Here is a 13817-nt window from a genome sequence, read left to right as displayed (position 1 = left end):
TATCGTCCCCACTTATACCTGAAACACGTCCATCCGTCTGCCGCCCTTTGCACCATGTCGAAACCATCCTTGATCGCTCCCGCCCTCGCCTGGTCCGGCCATCTGCGCCGCCGCCTGGACGCCCACCCGGACCTGGCCGCCTGGTTGGACGAGGCCGTGAAACACCCCGTGACACCCGACCTGATGGCGCAATGGCAGAACGAACTGGCCGGCCCCGCCTCGGCCGCCTCCGCCGCCTTGCCGGTGGACGTCTGCCGCATGGTGCTGCGCAAGCTGCGCGAACGCGTCTTCAGCGTGCTGATCGTGCGCGACCTGACCGGGCAAGCGCCGCTTGAAGAGGTGGTGGGCGCCATGACCACGCTGGCGGACATGGCAGTGGCTGCCGCCTACCGCAGCGTGGCGGCGGAACTGTCGGCCGTGCACGGCATGCCGCGCGACCCGGCCACCGGCAAACCGCAGGAGATGCTCATCGTCGGCATGGGCAAGCTGGGCGGCTGCGAACTGAACGTTTCGTCCGACATCGACCTCATCATGCTGTACGGCGAAGAAGGCGAAACCGACGGCCCGCGCCGCATCAGCCATCACGAGTTCTACGGGCGCCTGACCCGCCGGATGATGCCGGTCCTGTCCGAGGTGGACGCCAACGGCCAGGTGTTCCGCACCGACCTGCGCCTGCGCCCGGACGGCGACGCCGGTCCGCTGGCCTGGAGCCTGGATGCCCTGGAGCACTACCTGATCGGCCAGGGCCGCGAATGGGAGCGCTATGCATGGCTGAAGGCGCGGCTGATGCCCGCGCAGGCGTTCGAAGACAGCGACAGCGCCGCGCAGGCCCGGCAACTGGAAAGCCTGCGCGTGCCCTTCGTCTACCGCAAGTATTTCGATTTTGACGCGCTGGCCGCGCTGCGCGCGCTGCGCGAGCGCATCCGCCAGGACTGGCAGCGCCGCGCGTCGGCGCGCAATGGCATCGACAGCGCCAACAACATCAAGCTGGGCGACGGCGGCATCCGCGAGATCGAGTTCGTGGTGCAGCTTGCGCAATTGATTCGCGGCGGCCGCATGCCGGCGCTGCAAAAGCGGGGGCTGCTGGAAGCGCTGCATGCCGAGTGCGTGGCGGGTCTGATCCCCGAGGACGATGCCCGCCGGCTGGAAGAGGCCTATCGTTTCCTGCGCCGCACCGAGCATGCGCTGCAGTACCGCGAAGACGAGCAGACCCACCTCTTGCCCGGCGACCCCGACCTGCGGGCCGCCCTGGCCGCGGCGCTGGGGATGACCGCCGAAGACTTTGAAAGCACCTTGGCGGCACACCGCGAGTTCGTGTCGCAGACCTTCCGCAACGTGTTCCGCATGGTCGGCATGGGCGAGGAAGAAGCCGCACCCGCCACCGCCCCGGACGCCACCGCAGACGCCACGCCGTCCAGCGAGCCCGAGCCTGACAGCGAATGCGAACTGAGCGAGCAGATCCGCCAGGCGTTCGGCAACGATGCAGACGATCTGCTGCGCCGCGCCGAGACGCTATCGGGCAGCCATCGCGTGCGCAGCCTGCCGGAAAGCAGCCGCCGCCGTATGGAGGTTCTGCTGCCGGCCGCCCTGCGCGCCGCGCTGCAGACGCCGGCGCCGCATGAAGCGGCGGTGCGCCTGTTCGACCTGATCGAAAAGATTGCGCAACGCAGCGCGTACCTTGCCTTGCTTGCCGAGTATCCGGACACGCTGGCGCGCGTGGCGCGCATGGTGGCCGCCAGTCCGTGGGCCGCGCAGTACCTGACGCAGCATCCGCTGCTGCTCGACAGCCTGATCGACTGGCGCACGCTCTTCGAGCCGCTCGACTTCGGCCAGATTGCCCGGCAGCTCACCGCAGATATGGACGCCTGCCGCCTGCCGGACGGCGATCCGGACGTCGAACGCCAGATGAACCTGATGCGCGACGTGCAGCGCCAGGCCAGCTTCCAATTGCTGGCGCAGGACCTGGAAGGCGAGCTCACCGTCGAAAAGCTGGCCGACCAGTTGTCGGCGCTGGCCGACCTGCTGCTTACCGAAACCATCCGTCGCGCCTGGCCGCTCGTGAACAAGGTCCCGGGCGCCGAGCCGCACTTTGCCGTCATCGCGTACGGCAAGCTGGGCGGCAAGGAACTGGGCTATGCGTCCGATCTTGACCTGGTGTTTCTGTTCGACGACCCGCGCGACGACGCGGCGGAGGTCTACGCCAAGCTGGGACGGCGCATGTCGTCCTGGCTGTCGACCATGACGTCCTCGGGCCGGCTGTACGAAACCGACCTGCGCCTGCGGCCCGACGGCGACGCGGGGCTGCTGGCGGTCTCGCTGGAGGCCTTCGAGCAATACCAGCACAAGCACGCCTGGGCGTGGGAACACCAGGCGCTGACCCGGGCGCGTTTCGCGGCGGGCGACGCCAACCTGGGCGAGCGCTTTGAGAAGATCCGCGAGGACATCCTGGTGGCGCCGCGCGACACGGCCGCGTTGCGCAACGAGGTGCTGGCGATGCGCGAAAAGATCAATGCCGGCCATCCCAACACCACCGACCGCTTCGATCTGAAGCACGATCGCGGCGGCATGGTCGACGTGGAATTCGTGACGCAGTACCTGGTGCTGTGCCACGCGGGCACGCATCCGGTGCTGGTGCGCAACCTGGGCAACATCGCGCTGTTGCGCCTGGCCGGCGAAGCCGGGCTGATCCCGCCGGACCTGGCGGCGCGGTCGGGCGACGCCTACCGCACGCTGCGGCGCGTCCAGCACCAATTGCGTCTTCAGGGTGTGGAAAAGGCCCGCGTGGCGCCCGACCAGCTGCAGTCAGAACGGGCCGCAGTCCGCGAGCTCTGGACGACGGTGCTGGGCTGATGGCAACTCGTCGTAAAATAAGGGTTTTTCCGCTGTTGCCTGACCGCCATGTCTGAACTCGTCCGCCCCAAACTCGACCTGCCCGCCGGCCGCAGCAAGGTGCTGATGCATTCGTGTTGCGCGCCCTGTTCCGGCGAGGTCATGGAGGCCATGACGGCCTCCGGGATCGATTACGCGATCTACTTCTACAACCCGAACATCCATCCGGTCAAAGAGTACGAAATCCGCAAGCAGGAGAACATCCGCTTCGCCGAGCAGCACGGCATCGAATTCATCGACGCCGACTACGACATGGACAACTGGTTCGAGCGCGTCAAGGGCATGGAAAACGCGCCCGAACGCGGCGAGCGCTGCACGGCCTGCTTCGACATGCGCTTCGAGCGCACCGCGCTTTACGCGCACGAGCATGGCTTTGACACCATCACCAGCTCGCTCGGGATCTCGCGCTGGAAGGACATGAACCAGATCAACGGCTGCGGCGAACGCGCCGCCGCGCGCTACGACGACCTGATCTACTGGACCTACAACTGGCGCAAGGGCGGCGGTTCGGCGCGCATGATCGAAATCAGCAAGCGCGAGAACTTCTACCAGCAGGAATACTGCGGCTGCGTCTACTCGCTGCGCGATACCAACCGCCATCGCCGCTCGCAGGGCCGCGAACGCATTCACATCGGCGTCAAGTTCTACGGCAAGGAAGACCTGATCAACGAAGAAAATCTCTGATCAGCGGGCGGTGCGCTCCGCACCGCCCATAAAAAAGCCTGGCAGTCCGCGCATCGCGCGTCCTCCAGGCCCGCTGCGGCGCCCCACGGGGCGCCGCAATGCTTTGTGTTGCGATCAGTCCAGCGTCAGCACCGTCGCGCCCGTCGTCTTGCGCGAAGCCAGCGCCGTCTGCGCCTCGCCCGCCTGCTCCAGCGTGTAGCGCTGGTCGATGCGGACCTTGATCTTCTTCTTGAGCACCAGGTCGAACAGTTCTTCGGAAGCCGACTGCAGCTTTTCCAGCGTGTTCACGTGGATGCCCAGCGAGGGGCGCGTCACGTACAGGCTGCCCTTCTGGTTCAGGACGGCCAGGTTCACGCCTGCCACGGGACCCGAGGCGTTGCCGAAGCTGACCATCAAACCGCGCGGCTCGATGCAGTCCAGCGAGGTTTCCCACGTGTCCTTGCCCACGCCGTCATACACCACGGGCACCTTCTTGCCGCCCGTCAGTTCCAGCACGCGCTCGACCACGTTTTCACGCGAATAATCAATGGTTTCCCAGGCGCCGTTCTCGCGCGCCAGTTCCGCCTTTTCCGGGCTGGAGACCGTGCCGATCAACTTGACGCCGAGCGCCTTGGCCCATTGGCAAGCGATCAGACCGACACCGCCAGCCGCGGCATGGAACAGGATGGTCTCGCCGCCCTGCAGGCGGTACGTCTGGCGGAACAGGTACTGCACCGTCAGGCCCTTGAGCATCAGCGCGGCCGCTTCATCGAATTCAATGCCCTTGGGCACCTTGACGACCTGCAGGGCCGGCACGTTGCGAGCCTTGGCATAGGCGCCGATGGGGCTCTGGCCGTAGGCCACGCGGTCGCCCTTCTTCAGGTGCTTGACGTCAGCGCCCACAGCGGTCACCACGCCAGCGCCCTCGAAACCCAGGCCGTGCGGCAGCGGATGCGGATACAAGCCCGTGCGGAAATAGATATCGATGAAGTTCAGACCGGCAGCGTGCTGCTCGATCGTGACTTCGTTGGCGGCCGGCGGCGGCACTTCCACCTCAACCAGCTTCAAAACTTCAGGACCACCGTGCTGCTCGATACGAATTGCCTTGACGAGATTGCTGGCCATGCTGGCCTCCTTTCATTGGAAATAATGCGAATTGACCAAAAATGCAGACTTCACCGCGTGGACTGCCTGTCGTCCTGCGCGGGCGGCGTGCGCATGGCGCCGCCCCCCATCAACGCAAACACCCCCGCCAGCACCAGGACGGTTCCGCCCATCTGCCACACGGTGATGGGCTCGTCCAGGAACCACGAGGCCAGGAACAGCACCGACACCGGTCCCACCATGCCCAGCAGCGAAGCAGTGGGTGCGCCGATCAGCGACACTGCCCACATCAGCATGAATACCGGCACCACCGTGTTCAGCGTGGCGTGAATGATGGAATAGCCATAGACCGCGGCGGGCTGGATCAGCATCGACGGCGGGTGCACGACAAAGAACTGGATGATGCAGGCCACGCACGACACCAGCATGGCATACGCCACCAGCCGCGTCGGGCCGATCCGCTTGATCAGTTCCCCGGAGCAAATCAGGTACACAGAATAGCTTGCAGCCGAGCCGAAAACGAACAAAGACCCTAACAGCACCTCGCCGCCCCCGCCGAAGGACAGGTCGTGCGCAAACACGAGCACCACGCCGGCGTACGACAGCACCATGGCCAGCCATTGCCGGCGCTCGATCGGCCGCTTGAACCAAAGGGCCGACAGCAGCACGACGAGCGAGGGAGACAGAAACAGGATCAGGCGTTCGAGGCTGGCGGTGATGTAGCGCAACCCCAGGAAGTCGAGGAAGCTGGACAGGTAATAGCCCAGAAGACCAAGCACGCACACCTGCAGGCGTTCCTTGGTGGTCATCACCACGATCTCGCCCCGCGCCGCGCGGCGCGACTGGCGCCACGCCACCACCGCGAAGAACGGCATCGCGAACAGCATCCGAAACGCGATCAGCGTGACCGCGTCGATTCCGTAGCGGTAGGTGAACTTGACGACGATGGCCTTGGCGGAAAAGAGGATGGCGCCAAGCACCGCCATGGCGATCCCGGCGGCGCGGCTGGAGGCCAGCGGGAGCGCCGTAAGCTTGGCAATACGATTCATGCGATGATTTTAAGTTCACCGCAAAAATAATTGCACGCCTTCTCTGATGCAGACCGCTTCCTTCGCAGCATGACCCGACACCGCGCCCTTACATATATCCATATTGCCGCCGTGCTATTCGGCCTGACCGGCGTGTTCGGCGAACTGATCCAGGCCAGCGCCGCCGTCATCACGCTGGGACGGGCGCTGTTCGCGGTCGTGGCGCTGGGCATCTTCGCGCGCATGCGCCGCAAGCCGCTGCTGGGCGTGCTGACCCCGGCGCAGCTGTTCGTGCTGGTCCTCGCGGGCGCGCTGCTCGCGGCGCACTGGGTCACGTTCTTCATTTCCGTGAAGGTGGGCGGCATTGCCATCGCGACGCTCGGCTTTGCCAGTTTTCCCGCCTTTATCACCCTGTTCGAAGGCCTCATCTTCCGCGAGCGCGTCCGTCTTGCCGAATGGCTGCTGCTGGGCCTGGTGACTGCCGGCCTGGTGCTCGTCACGCCTTCGTTCAACCTGGCCGACCAGGGCACCATCGGACTCGCGTGGGGCTTGCTGTCCGGCCTGAGCTTTGCGCTGCTGGCCTTGAGCAACCGCCGCTCGGCCTCCGGCATGGATCCGATGCAGGTGGCCTGCTGGCAGAACGTGGTGGTGGCGCTGGTGATGGTGCCCTTCGCGATCGGCCAACTGCCTGCCCTGCCCGCGCTGGACTGGTTCTGGCTGGCGTTGCTGGGCGTCTTCTGCACCGGGCTGTCCCATTACCTGTTCGTCTCCAGCCTGACCCGGCTGAACGCCCGCAGCGCGGGGCTGGTGATTGCGCTGGAACCGGTCTATGCCATTGCCTTCGCCTGGGTGCTGTTCAGCCAGGAGCCGACGCCGCGCATGCTGGCGGGCGCTGCGCTGATCGTGGCCGCCATCGTCTGGTCCGGTCTGCGCAAGCAGGCGCCGGCGGCCGAACCCGCGGCAAAGATACAGCCTTGACAATAACTGACTAGGCAGTAAAATGCGCCGCATGACTGCCGCGCCTTCCCTGCCCACGCCCGTATCCTCCGAGTCGCCCGACACCCCGGTCCATTACCGCAACGACACGCGTTGCATGGCCGAAGACAACGCGGGCTACCTCATCAAGCTGGCTTATCACTCCCTGAACCGCATGCTGGACCAGGAGATGGCGCCGCTTGACCTCACCGCCATGCAATGGCGTCCGCTGGCCATGGTGTTTCTGGGCCGTGCCGATACGCCCGCCGAACTGGCGCGGCTCAACGACATGGACACCGGCGCCATGACGCGTGCGCTGGACCGCCTGGAAGCCAAGGGGCTCTTGCGCCGGAACCGCAGCCAGGAAGACCGCCGCGTCGTCAAGATCGAGCTCACCGAACTGGGCGAGGCCAAGGCCCGCGAAATCCCCGCCAACATTGCCCGCGCGCTCAATCATCACCTGCGCGGCTTTTCGACCGACGAGGTCAAGCAACTCATGCACTTCATGCGACGAATGATCGCAAACGGGTCCGCGTCCGGCTCCCCGGCTGACCGCTGACCCGACGCCCCGTGCTGGAGCCGGGGTTTTTATTTGGCATAATCGTTGCCTAGGCAAATACAGATCAATCAATTACTTTCAGCTAACAGTCAGGATGAAACGCCTTTTATCTACCGCATTGGTGCTCGCCCTCGCCGGTTGCGCGCTGATGGAGCCGGCGCCCAAGCCCGTCGCCGCGCTTGATGCCGCCAAGCTCGGGCTGACCGGTCAAGCCACCGAATGGCCCGCCGCCCAATGGTGGGAACGCTACGGCGACCCGCAGCTCAACGCACTGATGACAGAAGCGCTGGCCAACAGTCCCTCGATGAGCGCCGCCCAGGCGCGCCTGGCCAAGGCCAACGCCGCCGTCGGCATCGCGCGCGCGCCGCTGCTGCCGCGCGTGGACGCGGGCTATACCCTCAATCGCGAGCACCTGTCCAAGGCCTACATCTACCCGGCGCCGCTGGGCGGCTCCGTCGTCAGCGACAACCGGCTGGCGCTGGACTTCAGCTACGAGCTCGATTTCTGGGGCAAGAACCGTTCGCGCCTGCAGTCCGCCGTGTCGCAACAGGAAGCCGCCAGCGCCGACGCGCAAGCCGCGCGCAACCTGCTCGCCAGCGCGACCGTGCGCGCCTATCTGAACCTGCAGAACGCATTTGCCCAGCGCGACGTGCTGAACCGCGTGATCGCGCAGCGCGCTGAAGTTTTGTCGCTGACCCAGGGCCGCTACTCGGCCGGGCTGGACATGCAGGTTGAAGTCAAGCAGGCCGAGTCGTCGCTGGCCTCCGGCAAGGTCGAACTGACCCAGACCGACACCACGCTCGCCCAACTGCGTAACCAGGTCGCCGCCTTGGCCGGCGCCGGCCCGCAGCGGGGACAGGATCTGGTTCAGGTGTCGCTGACCGCACCGGCCGGCGCGGTCCCGGCCAGTGTTCCGCTCGACCTGCTCGGTCACCGGCCCGACGTCACGGCCGCCCGCTGGCGCGCCGAGGCGGCGCGCCACGCCATCGACACGGCCAAGGCCGAGTTCTATCCCAACGTGAACCTCGCCGCGTTCGTCGGCTTTCAGGCGATCGGCACCGGCAACCTGCTGGGCGCCGACGCCCGCATGGCCGGCATCGGTCCGGCCATCACGCTGCCCATCTTCCACGGCGGAGAACTCAACGCCAATCTCGCGGGCCGCCGCGCCGATGCGGACCTGGCGGTGTCGGACTACAACCAGACCGTGCTGGACGCCGCACATCAGGTCGCCGACGCCCTGGACGGCCTGCGCCTGCTGGACCAGGAAAAGGCCCAGCAACGCCAGGCGCGCGAGGCCATCGAGGCCGCCTACGCCCTGGCCGTCGACCGCTACAAGGCCGGCATGGGCAACTACATCACCGTGCTGATTGCGCAGACCGGCGTGCTGACGCAGGCCCGTCTTGAAACGGACCTGCGCATCCGCGCCTATCAGCTCGACGCCAACCTTGCCACCGCCCTGGGCGGCGGCTATGCGGCGCAGGCCGAGCCTGCCCCGAACTCCATTCATTGAACGATCCCGGATTCAGACGTCATGAACGCTGCCACTCCCACCACCCATCCCGCCCGTAAACGCCTCCTGCTGACGGCGACCGGCGTTTTCATCGTTGCCGGCATTGCCTACGGCATCTGGTGGGCGCTGTTCGGCGCCCATTTTGAAAGCACCGACGATGCCTACGTGCACGGCAATCTGGTGCAGATCACCCCGCAGGTGCCCGGCACCGTGGTGGCCATCGAAGCCGACGACACCGAAACCGTCACCGCCGGCCAGCCGCTGGTCCGCCTGGACCCCGCCGACACCGACGTCGCCCTGCAGCAGGCGCAAGCCAAGCTGGCGCAGACCGTGCGCCAGGTGCAGACCTACTACGTGCAGAACGATGCGCTGGCGGCCGACGTCGACCTGCGCAATGCCGACATCCTGCGCGCCCAGGCTGAACTGACCCGCGCGCAGAGCGACGTGAAGCGCCGCCAGCAGCTCGCCAAGTCGGGCGGCGTCAGCGGCGAGGAAATCCTGCACGCCGAGGTCGCGCTCAAGTCCGCGCAGTCCGGCGTTGCGCAAGCCAAGGCGGCGCTGGCCGCCGCGCAGGCCAAGCTGGCGACCAACCAGGCGCTGACGCAAGGCACCTCGGTAGCCGATCACCCCGACGTGCGCCAGGCGGCCGCCGAGCTGCGCAACGCCTGGCTTGCGCAGTCGCGCACCGTGCTGCCCGCCCCCGTGGGCGGCGTGATCGCGCGTCGCAGCGCGCAGGTCGGTCAGCGCGTCGCCCCCGGCGCCGCGCTGATGACCGTGGTGCCGCTGGACCAGGTCTGGGTCGAGGCCAACTTCAAGGAAGGCCAGTTGCGCAAGATGCGCATCGGCCAGCCGGTCAAGATGGTGGCCGATCTGTACGGCAGCTCGGTCACCTACCACGGCACCGTCGCCGGGCTGGATGCCGGCACTGGCGCCGCCTTCGCCCTGCTTCCCGCCCAGAACGCCACCGGCAACTGGATCAAGGTGGTGCAGCGCGTCCCCGTGCGCATCACGCTGGACCCCGAAGACCTCAAGCAGCATCCGCTGCGCGTGGGCCTGTCGATGGACGTGGAAGTTGACGTCGGCAAGGACGATGGCGCCCCGCTCACGCAGGTGGCGCGCAAGGAACCGGCCTGGTCGACCCGCGCCTTCGAGCCCGCCCACAATGAAGTCGACGCAATGATCGCGAAGATCATCGCCGCCAACGTCGCATCATGAGCACGGCCGCCCAGCCCGCGGGCGCCGGCGCGCCCCAAGAAGCCGCCCGCCCGCCGGGCACCCATCCGCCATTGGAGGGCGCGACCCGCATCATCGGGTCCATTGCCCTATCGACCGCGGTCTTCATGAACGTGCTGGACACGTCCATCGCGAACGTGTCCATTCCCACCATCTCCGGCGACCTGGGCGTGAGCACCAGCCAGGGCACGTGGGTCATTACATCGTTTGCGGTGGCCAACGCCATCACCGTGCCGCTGACCGGCTGGCTGACGCAGCGCTTCGGACAGGTGCGCCTGTTCCTGATCTCCACGCTGCTCTTCGTGCTGGCGTCCTGGCTGTGCGGCTTTTCGCCCTCGCTCGAGGCGCTGATCGCGTTCCGGGTGCTGCAAGGCGCGGTGGCCGGCCCGATGATCCCCCTGTCGCAGACGCTGATGCTGGCCAGCTTTCCGAAGTCCAAGGCAGGCATGGCGCTGGCGGTCTGGTCCATGACGACACTGGTGGCGCCGGTGGCCGGCCCGCTGCTCGGCGGCTGGATTTCCGACAACTACACCTGGCCCTGGATCTTCTACATCAACGTGCCGGTGGGCCTCCTGGCCGCCTGGATCAGCTGGCGCATCTACGGCAACCGCGAATCCGTCACGCGCAAGCTGCCGATCGACAAGCTCGGCCTCGTCCTGCTCGTGGTCTGGGTAGGCGCGCTGCAGATCATGCTGGACAAGGGCAAGGAGCTGGACTGGTTTGCCAGCCCCACCATCATCGCGCTGGCGGCGATTGCGTTCGTGGCCTTCGTGTTCTTCCTGATCTGGGAGTTGACCGACGCGCACCCCGTGGTGGACCTGCGCCTTTTCAAGGTCCGCAATTTCACGGTGGGCGCGCTGACGCTGGCGGTGGCCTATGGCGTCTTTTTCGGCAACGTGGTGCTGCTGCCGCTCTGGCTGCAAAGCAACATGGGCTACACGGCGACCTACGCGGGCCTCGTCACCGCGCCGGTCGGACTGCTGGCGATCCTGCTCACGCCCATCGTGGGCAAGATGCTGGCCACGCGCGACCCCAGGCAGATCGTCACGGTCGCCTTCCTGATCTTTGCGCTGGTCTGCTTCATGCGCGCGGGCTTCAACACCCAGACGGACGTGCGCACACTGATGATCCCGACCATCATCCAGGGCGCAGCGATGGCGGCGTTCTTCGTGCCGCTCACGTCGATCACGCTGTCCAGCATGGAGCCTTGGCGCATCCCGGCGGCATCCGGGCTGTCGAACTTCCTGCGGCTGACGGCGGGCGCGTTCGGCACGTCGATTTCGACGACGCTTTGGGAAAGCCGCGCAACGCTGCATCACGCGCAGCTGACCGAGATTGCCCGCCCCGGCCAGCAGGCGTTCGACCAGACCATGAACAGCTTGCAGAACGGGCTGGGCGTCTCGCACCAGCAAGCACTCACCATGGTGGACGGGCTGATCAATGCGCAGGCCTTCACGATGTCGGCGACGGACGTGTTCTACGCGTCCGCCATCATCTTCCTGCTGCTGACGGGCCTGGTCTGGTTCGCGCGGCCGCGCGCGTCCAAATCGGGAGGCGGCGGTGCGGCGGAAGCGGCTGCCGGCGCGCACTGATACGATCGGCATCGGCAAAAGCACAAGGCGCCTTGCGGCGCCTTGTTTTTTTCTGATGCTCGGGTTGGCCTGGCGGCGTCCGCACCGCCGGATCAGTCCTTGAGCAGCGTGCGCCAGTCCTTGCGTTCGATGATGTCAGCCGACAACGCGCTGACCGGCGACAGATTGAACACGGACACCCCCCGCGCGCGCCAAAGCGGCGATGCAAAGCGGAAAGACGGTTCGATGTAGCGCGGAAAGTTGCGTGTCAGACGGCTGGTCTGTGGCTTGCCGCCCTCGTCGTAGAAACGCAATCCGCCCTGCACGGTCAGGTCCAGCCCGTGCACGTAGACCTCGCGCACCCCGCCGGACATCAGGACCTGAAGGGCCGCATACGCGACGGTATCGGCATCGAATACCCCCAGCGAGGCATCGAAGCTGTAGCCCAGCCCCTGCTTGGCGTCCAGCAGTTCGACGTCAGCCGAGGCCGCCGCAATGCGCTTGAGCACTGCCGGCGCGGCGCTACGCTCGTAAGCGCGCTTGGATATCAGTTCGATGATGCAGATGCGGCAGCGGATGTGTTCCTGGGCGATGCCCTGCATGATGTAGCGCAGCACCTCCGGAAACACATACAAGGTCAGGTCGCTCGCGACGATCTCTCGCACCAGGTCGATGCGGTCGCGCACGAAGTTCTGGTCAATGATGCAGTAATACTTGAACTTCAGACCAAACTTGCGCGACAGCGCGATGGAACCATTGACGCCCATCGCCACGCCGATATCCATCCGGTCATAGGGAATCTCGGCGATCGACGGGCCGCTCAGGATCAGATGCACCACCTTGTCGGCGGGGTCGTAGCCTTGGGATAACGGCGTGACGGGCAGCGAACGACCGAAGGCGCGATACCCGCTGATCGCGCCTTCCTTGTCGCGCCAGATACGGACGAACGGCCATAGATGCTGATTGTGCCGCTGCGTGCGCGAGCGCAGCATGCGAAAAAGCTTGCGCACGAAGCGGTCGGCCCGCCCGCCGCCCACGTGATCGGAGGGGGGAGAAATAATCGAGTCGTTCATCAATTAATCGAACGGGCCTGCCGACAATGCAATCAGCCGGCTCGGACCAGCGCAGCGATCGCGTCGCCGACTTCGGCCGTTGAAGCGTTGCCTTTCATATCCCGCGTCCGCGGACCTTCGGCCAGCACGGTCTCGATTGCCTTGACAACGGCGGCCGACGCGTCGGGATACCCCAAGAAATCCAGCATCAATGCCCCGCTCCAGATCTGACCGATGGGGTTGGCGATGCCCTTGCCATAAATGTCCGGCGCCGAGCCATGCACCGGTTCAAAGAGCGACGGAAACTTGCGTTCCGGGTTGAGATTGGCGGACGGCGCGATACCGATGGTGCCCGTGCAGGCCGGTCCCAGGTCCGACAGGATGTCGCCAAACAGGTTGGAAGCCACCACGACATCGAACCAGTCCGGATGCTGCACGAAGTGCGCGCACAGGATGTCGATGTGATATTTGTCCCAGCGCACGTCGGGATAGTTCCCGGCCATCTCGGCCACGCGCTCGTCCCACCACGGCATCGAAATCGAAATGCCATTGGACTTGGTGGCGGCGGTAAGGTGCTTGCCGCGCTTTTGCGCCAGTTCAAATGCGAACTTCAGCACGCGCTCGGCGCCGATGCGCGTAAAAACACTTTCCTGGATGACCACTTCGCGATCGGTGCCCTCGAACAGGCGGCCACCGCTGTTGGAGTATTCGCCTTCGGTGTTTTCACGCACGATGAAGAAATCGATCTCGCCGGGCTTGCGGTCGGCCAGCGGCGACGGCACGCCTGGCATCAGACGCACCGGGCGCAGGTTGATGTATTGATCGAATTCACGGCGGAACTTGAACAACGAGCCCCACAAGGCCTCGTGGTCGGGCACGGTGGCGGGCCAGCCGATCGAACCGAAGAAAATGGCCTCGTGCTGACCGATCTGGTCCTTCCAGTCGTCCGGCATCATCTTGCCGTGCTTGGCGTAGTAGTCGCAGCTCCAGTCGAAATGGTCCCATTGGAACTCGATTCCGAACCGCGTCGCCACGGCATCCAGCACCTTCAAACCTTCCGGCACGACTTCCTTGCCGATCCCGTCTCCTGGGAGCACCGCAATCTTGTGTTTCTTAGCCACCACGTCTTCCTTTGGTTTTCATTGATACACCGCCCGCAATGTCAGGCATAAATGCCGGCCACACAATACCCCACTTTACGAAACGGACGGTCGGACTAACCGATACGCCACG

At 65.7% G+C, this 13817-nt stretch carries 11 protein-coding genes; 7 read left to right on the top strand and 4 right to left on the bottom strand.

Features of this window, described 5'->3' with window-relative positions:
- Positions 1 to 54: 54 nt before the first annotated feature.
- Entirely contained in the window at positions 55 to 2850 is a 2796-nt protein-coding gene (gene glnE / locus AB3147_RS08855; protein ID WP_367351737.1) for a bifunctional [glutamate--ammonia ligase]-adenylyl-L-tyrosine phosphorylase/[glutamate--ammonia-ligase] adenylyltransferase, read from the top strand.
- Positions 2851 to 2898: 48 nt separating this feature from the next.
- Complete coding sequence (locus AB3147_RS08850) at positions 2899 to 3573, top strand: epoxyqueuosine reductase QueH (RefSeq protein WP_218345294.1); 675 nt, start codon at positions 2899 to 2901, stop codon at positions 3571 to 3573.
- A gap of 114 nt (positions 3574 to 3687) precedes the next feature.
- Here AB3147_RS08850 and AB3147_RS08845 read toward each other — a convergent pair whose 3' ends face one another.
- On the bottom strand, positions 3688 to 4677 hold the full coding sequence (locus AB3147_RS08845; RefSeq protein WP_175125070.1) for a quinone oxidoreductase family protein: 990 nt from the start codon (positions 4675 to 4677) through the stop codon (positions 3688 to 3690).
- A 50-nt stretch (positions 4678 to 4727) separates the two neighbouring features.
- A complete protein-coding gene (locus AB3147_RS08840; protein WP_175125071.1) occupies positions 4728 to 5705 on the bottom strand; it encodes a DMT family transporter in 978 nt (325 codons plus the stop codon).
- A gap of 69 nt (positions 5706 to 5774) precedes the next feature.
- On the opposite strand from AB3147_RS08840, the gene AB3147_RS08835 reads away from it, so the two are divergent.
- The 5 genes from AB3147_RS08835 (at position 5775) to AB3147_RS08815 (ending at position 11553) form a co-directional block, all read left to right on the top strand.
- Positions 5775 to 6662 carry a DMT family transporter gene (locus tag AB3147_RS08835; RefSeq protein WP_175184936.1) on the top strand — a complete coding sequence of 296 codons (888 nt, stop codon included), beginning with the start codon at positions 5775 to 5777 and terminating at the stop codon, positions 6660 to 6662.
- 31 nt (positions 6663 to 6693) lie between these two features.
- Entirely contained in the window at positions 6694 to 7218 is a 525-nt protein-coding gene (locus AB3147_RS08830) for a MarR family winged helix-turn-helix transcriptional regulator (RefSeq protein WP_175185189.1), read from the top strand.
- Positions 7219 to 7312: 94 nt separating this feature from the next.
- Positions 7313 to 8728, top strand: coding sequence for an efflux transporter outer membrane subunit (locus tag AB3147_RS08825; protein ID WP_367351736.1), 1416 nt, complete (start codon positions 7313 to 7315; stop codon positions 8726 to 8728).
- 21 nt (positions 8729 to 8749) lie between these two features.
- Positions 8750 to 9943 carry an HlyD family secretion protein gene (locus AB3147_RS08820; protein ID WP_175125074.1) on the top strand — a complete coding sequence of 398 codons (1194 nt, stop codon included), beginning with the start codon at positions 8750 to 8752 and terminating at the stop codon, positions 9941 to 9943.
- On the top strand, positions 9940 to 11553 hold the full coding sequence (locus AB3147_RS08815; RefSeq protein ID WP_367351735.1) for a DHA2 family efflux MFS transporter permease subunit: 1614 nt from the start codon (positions 9940 to 9942) through the stop codon (positions 11551 to 11553). Before AB3147_RS08820 ends, AB3147_RS08815 begins: the two co-directional genes overlap by 4 nt.
- A gap of 92 nt (positions 11554 to 11645) precedes the next feature.
- Here AB3147_RS08815 and AB3147_RS08810 read toward each other — a convergent pair whose 3' ends face one another.
- On the bottom strand, positions 11646 to 12605 hold the full coding sequence (locus AB3147_RS08810) for a hypothetical protein (RefSeq protein WP_367351734.1): 960 nt from the start codon (positions 12603 to 12605) through the stop codon (positions 11646 to 11648).
- A 32-nt stretch (positions 12606 to 12637) separates the two neighbouring features.
- Positions 12638 to 13705 (bottom strand): tartrate dehydrogenase, encoded by a 1068-nt coding sequence (locus AB3147_RS08805; RefSeq protein ID WP_191577066.1) that lies wholly within the window; start codon positions 13703 to 13705, stop codon positions 12638 to 12640.
- Positions 13706 to 13817: the final 112 nt, after the last annotated feature.

Origin of the sequence: Achromobacter animicus, from assembly GCF_040775605.1 — a bacterium.
Classification (GTDB): Bacteria; Pseudomonadota; Gammaproteobacteria; order Burkholderiales; family Burkholderiaceae_B; genus Achromobacter; species Achromobacter animicus.
The sequence above is the reverse complement of the archived record's forward strand: the minus strand, read 5'-3'. Positions and strand labels throughout refer to the sequence as shown.

What these genes read in the sequence shown, in the direction of transcription:
- AB3147_RS08830 (WP_175185189.1), top strand. Translation starts at nt 6,694, where the DNA reads ATGACTGCCGCGCCTTCCCTGCCCACGCCCGTATCCTCCGAGTCGCCC.
- AB3147_RS08825 (WP_367351736.1), top strand. Translation starts at nt 7,313, where the DNA reads ATGAAACGCCTTTTATCTACCGCATTGGTGCTCGCCCTCGCCGGTTGC.
- AB3147_RS08840 (WP_175125071.1), bottom strand. Translation starts at nt 5,705, where the DNA reads ATGAATCGTATTGCCAAGCTTACGGCGCTCCCGCTGGCCTCCAGCCGC.
- glnE (WP_367351737.1), top strand. Translation starts at nt 55, where the DNA reads ATGTCGAAACCATCCTTGATCGCTCCCGCCCTCGCCTGGTCCGGCCAT.
- AB3147_RS08850 (WP_218345294.1), top strand. Translation starts at nt 2,899, where the DNA reads ATGTCTGAACTCGTCCGCCCCAAACTCGACCTGCCCGCCGGCCGCAGC.
- AB3147_RS08815 (WP_367351735.1), top strand. Translation starts at nt 9,940, where the DNA reads ATGAGCACGGCCGCCCAGCCCGCGGGCGCCGGCGCGCCCCAAGAAGCC.
- AB3147_RS08820 (WP_175125074.1), top strand. Translation starts at nt 8,750, where the DNA reads ATGAACGCTGCCACTCCCACCACCCATCCCGCCCGTAAACGCCTCCTG.
- AB3147_RS08810 (WP_367351734.1), bottom strand. Translation starts at nt 12,605, where the DNA reads ATGAACGACTCGATTATTTCTCCCCCCTCCGATCACGTGGGCGGCGGG.
- AB3147_RS08835 (WP_175184936.1), top strand. Translation starts at nt 5,775, where the DNA reads ATGACCCGACACCGCGCCCTTACATATATCCATATTGCCGCCGTGCTA.
- AB3147_RS08845 (WP_175125070.1), bottom strand. Translation starts at nt 4,677, where the DNA reads ATGGCCAGCAATCTCGTCAAGGCAATTCGTATCGAGCAGCACGGTGGT.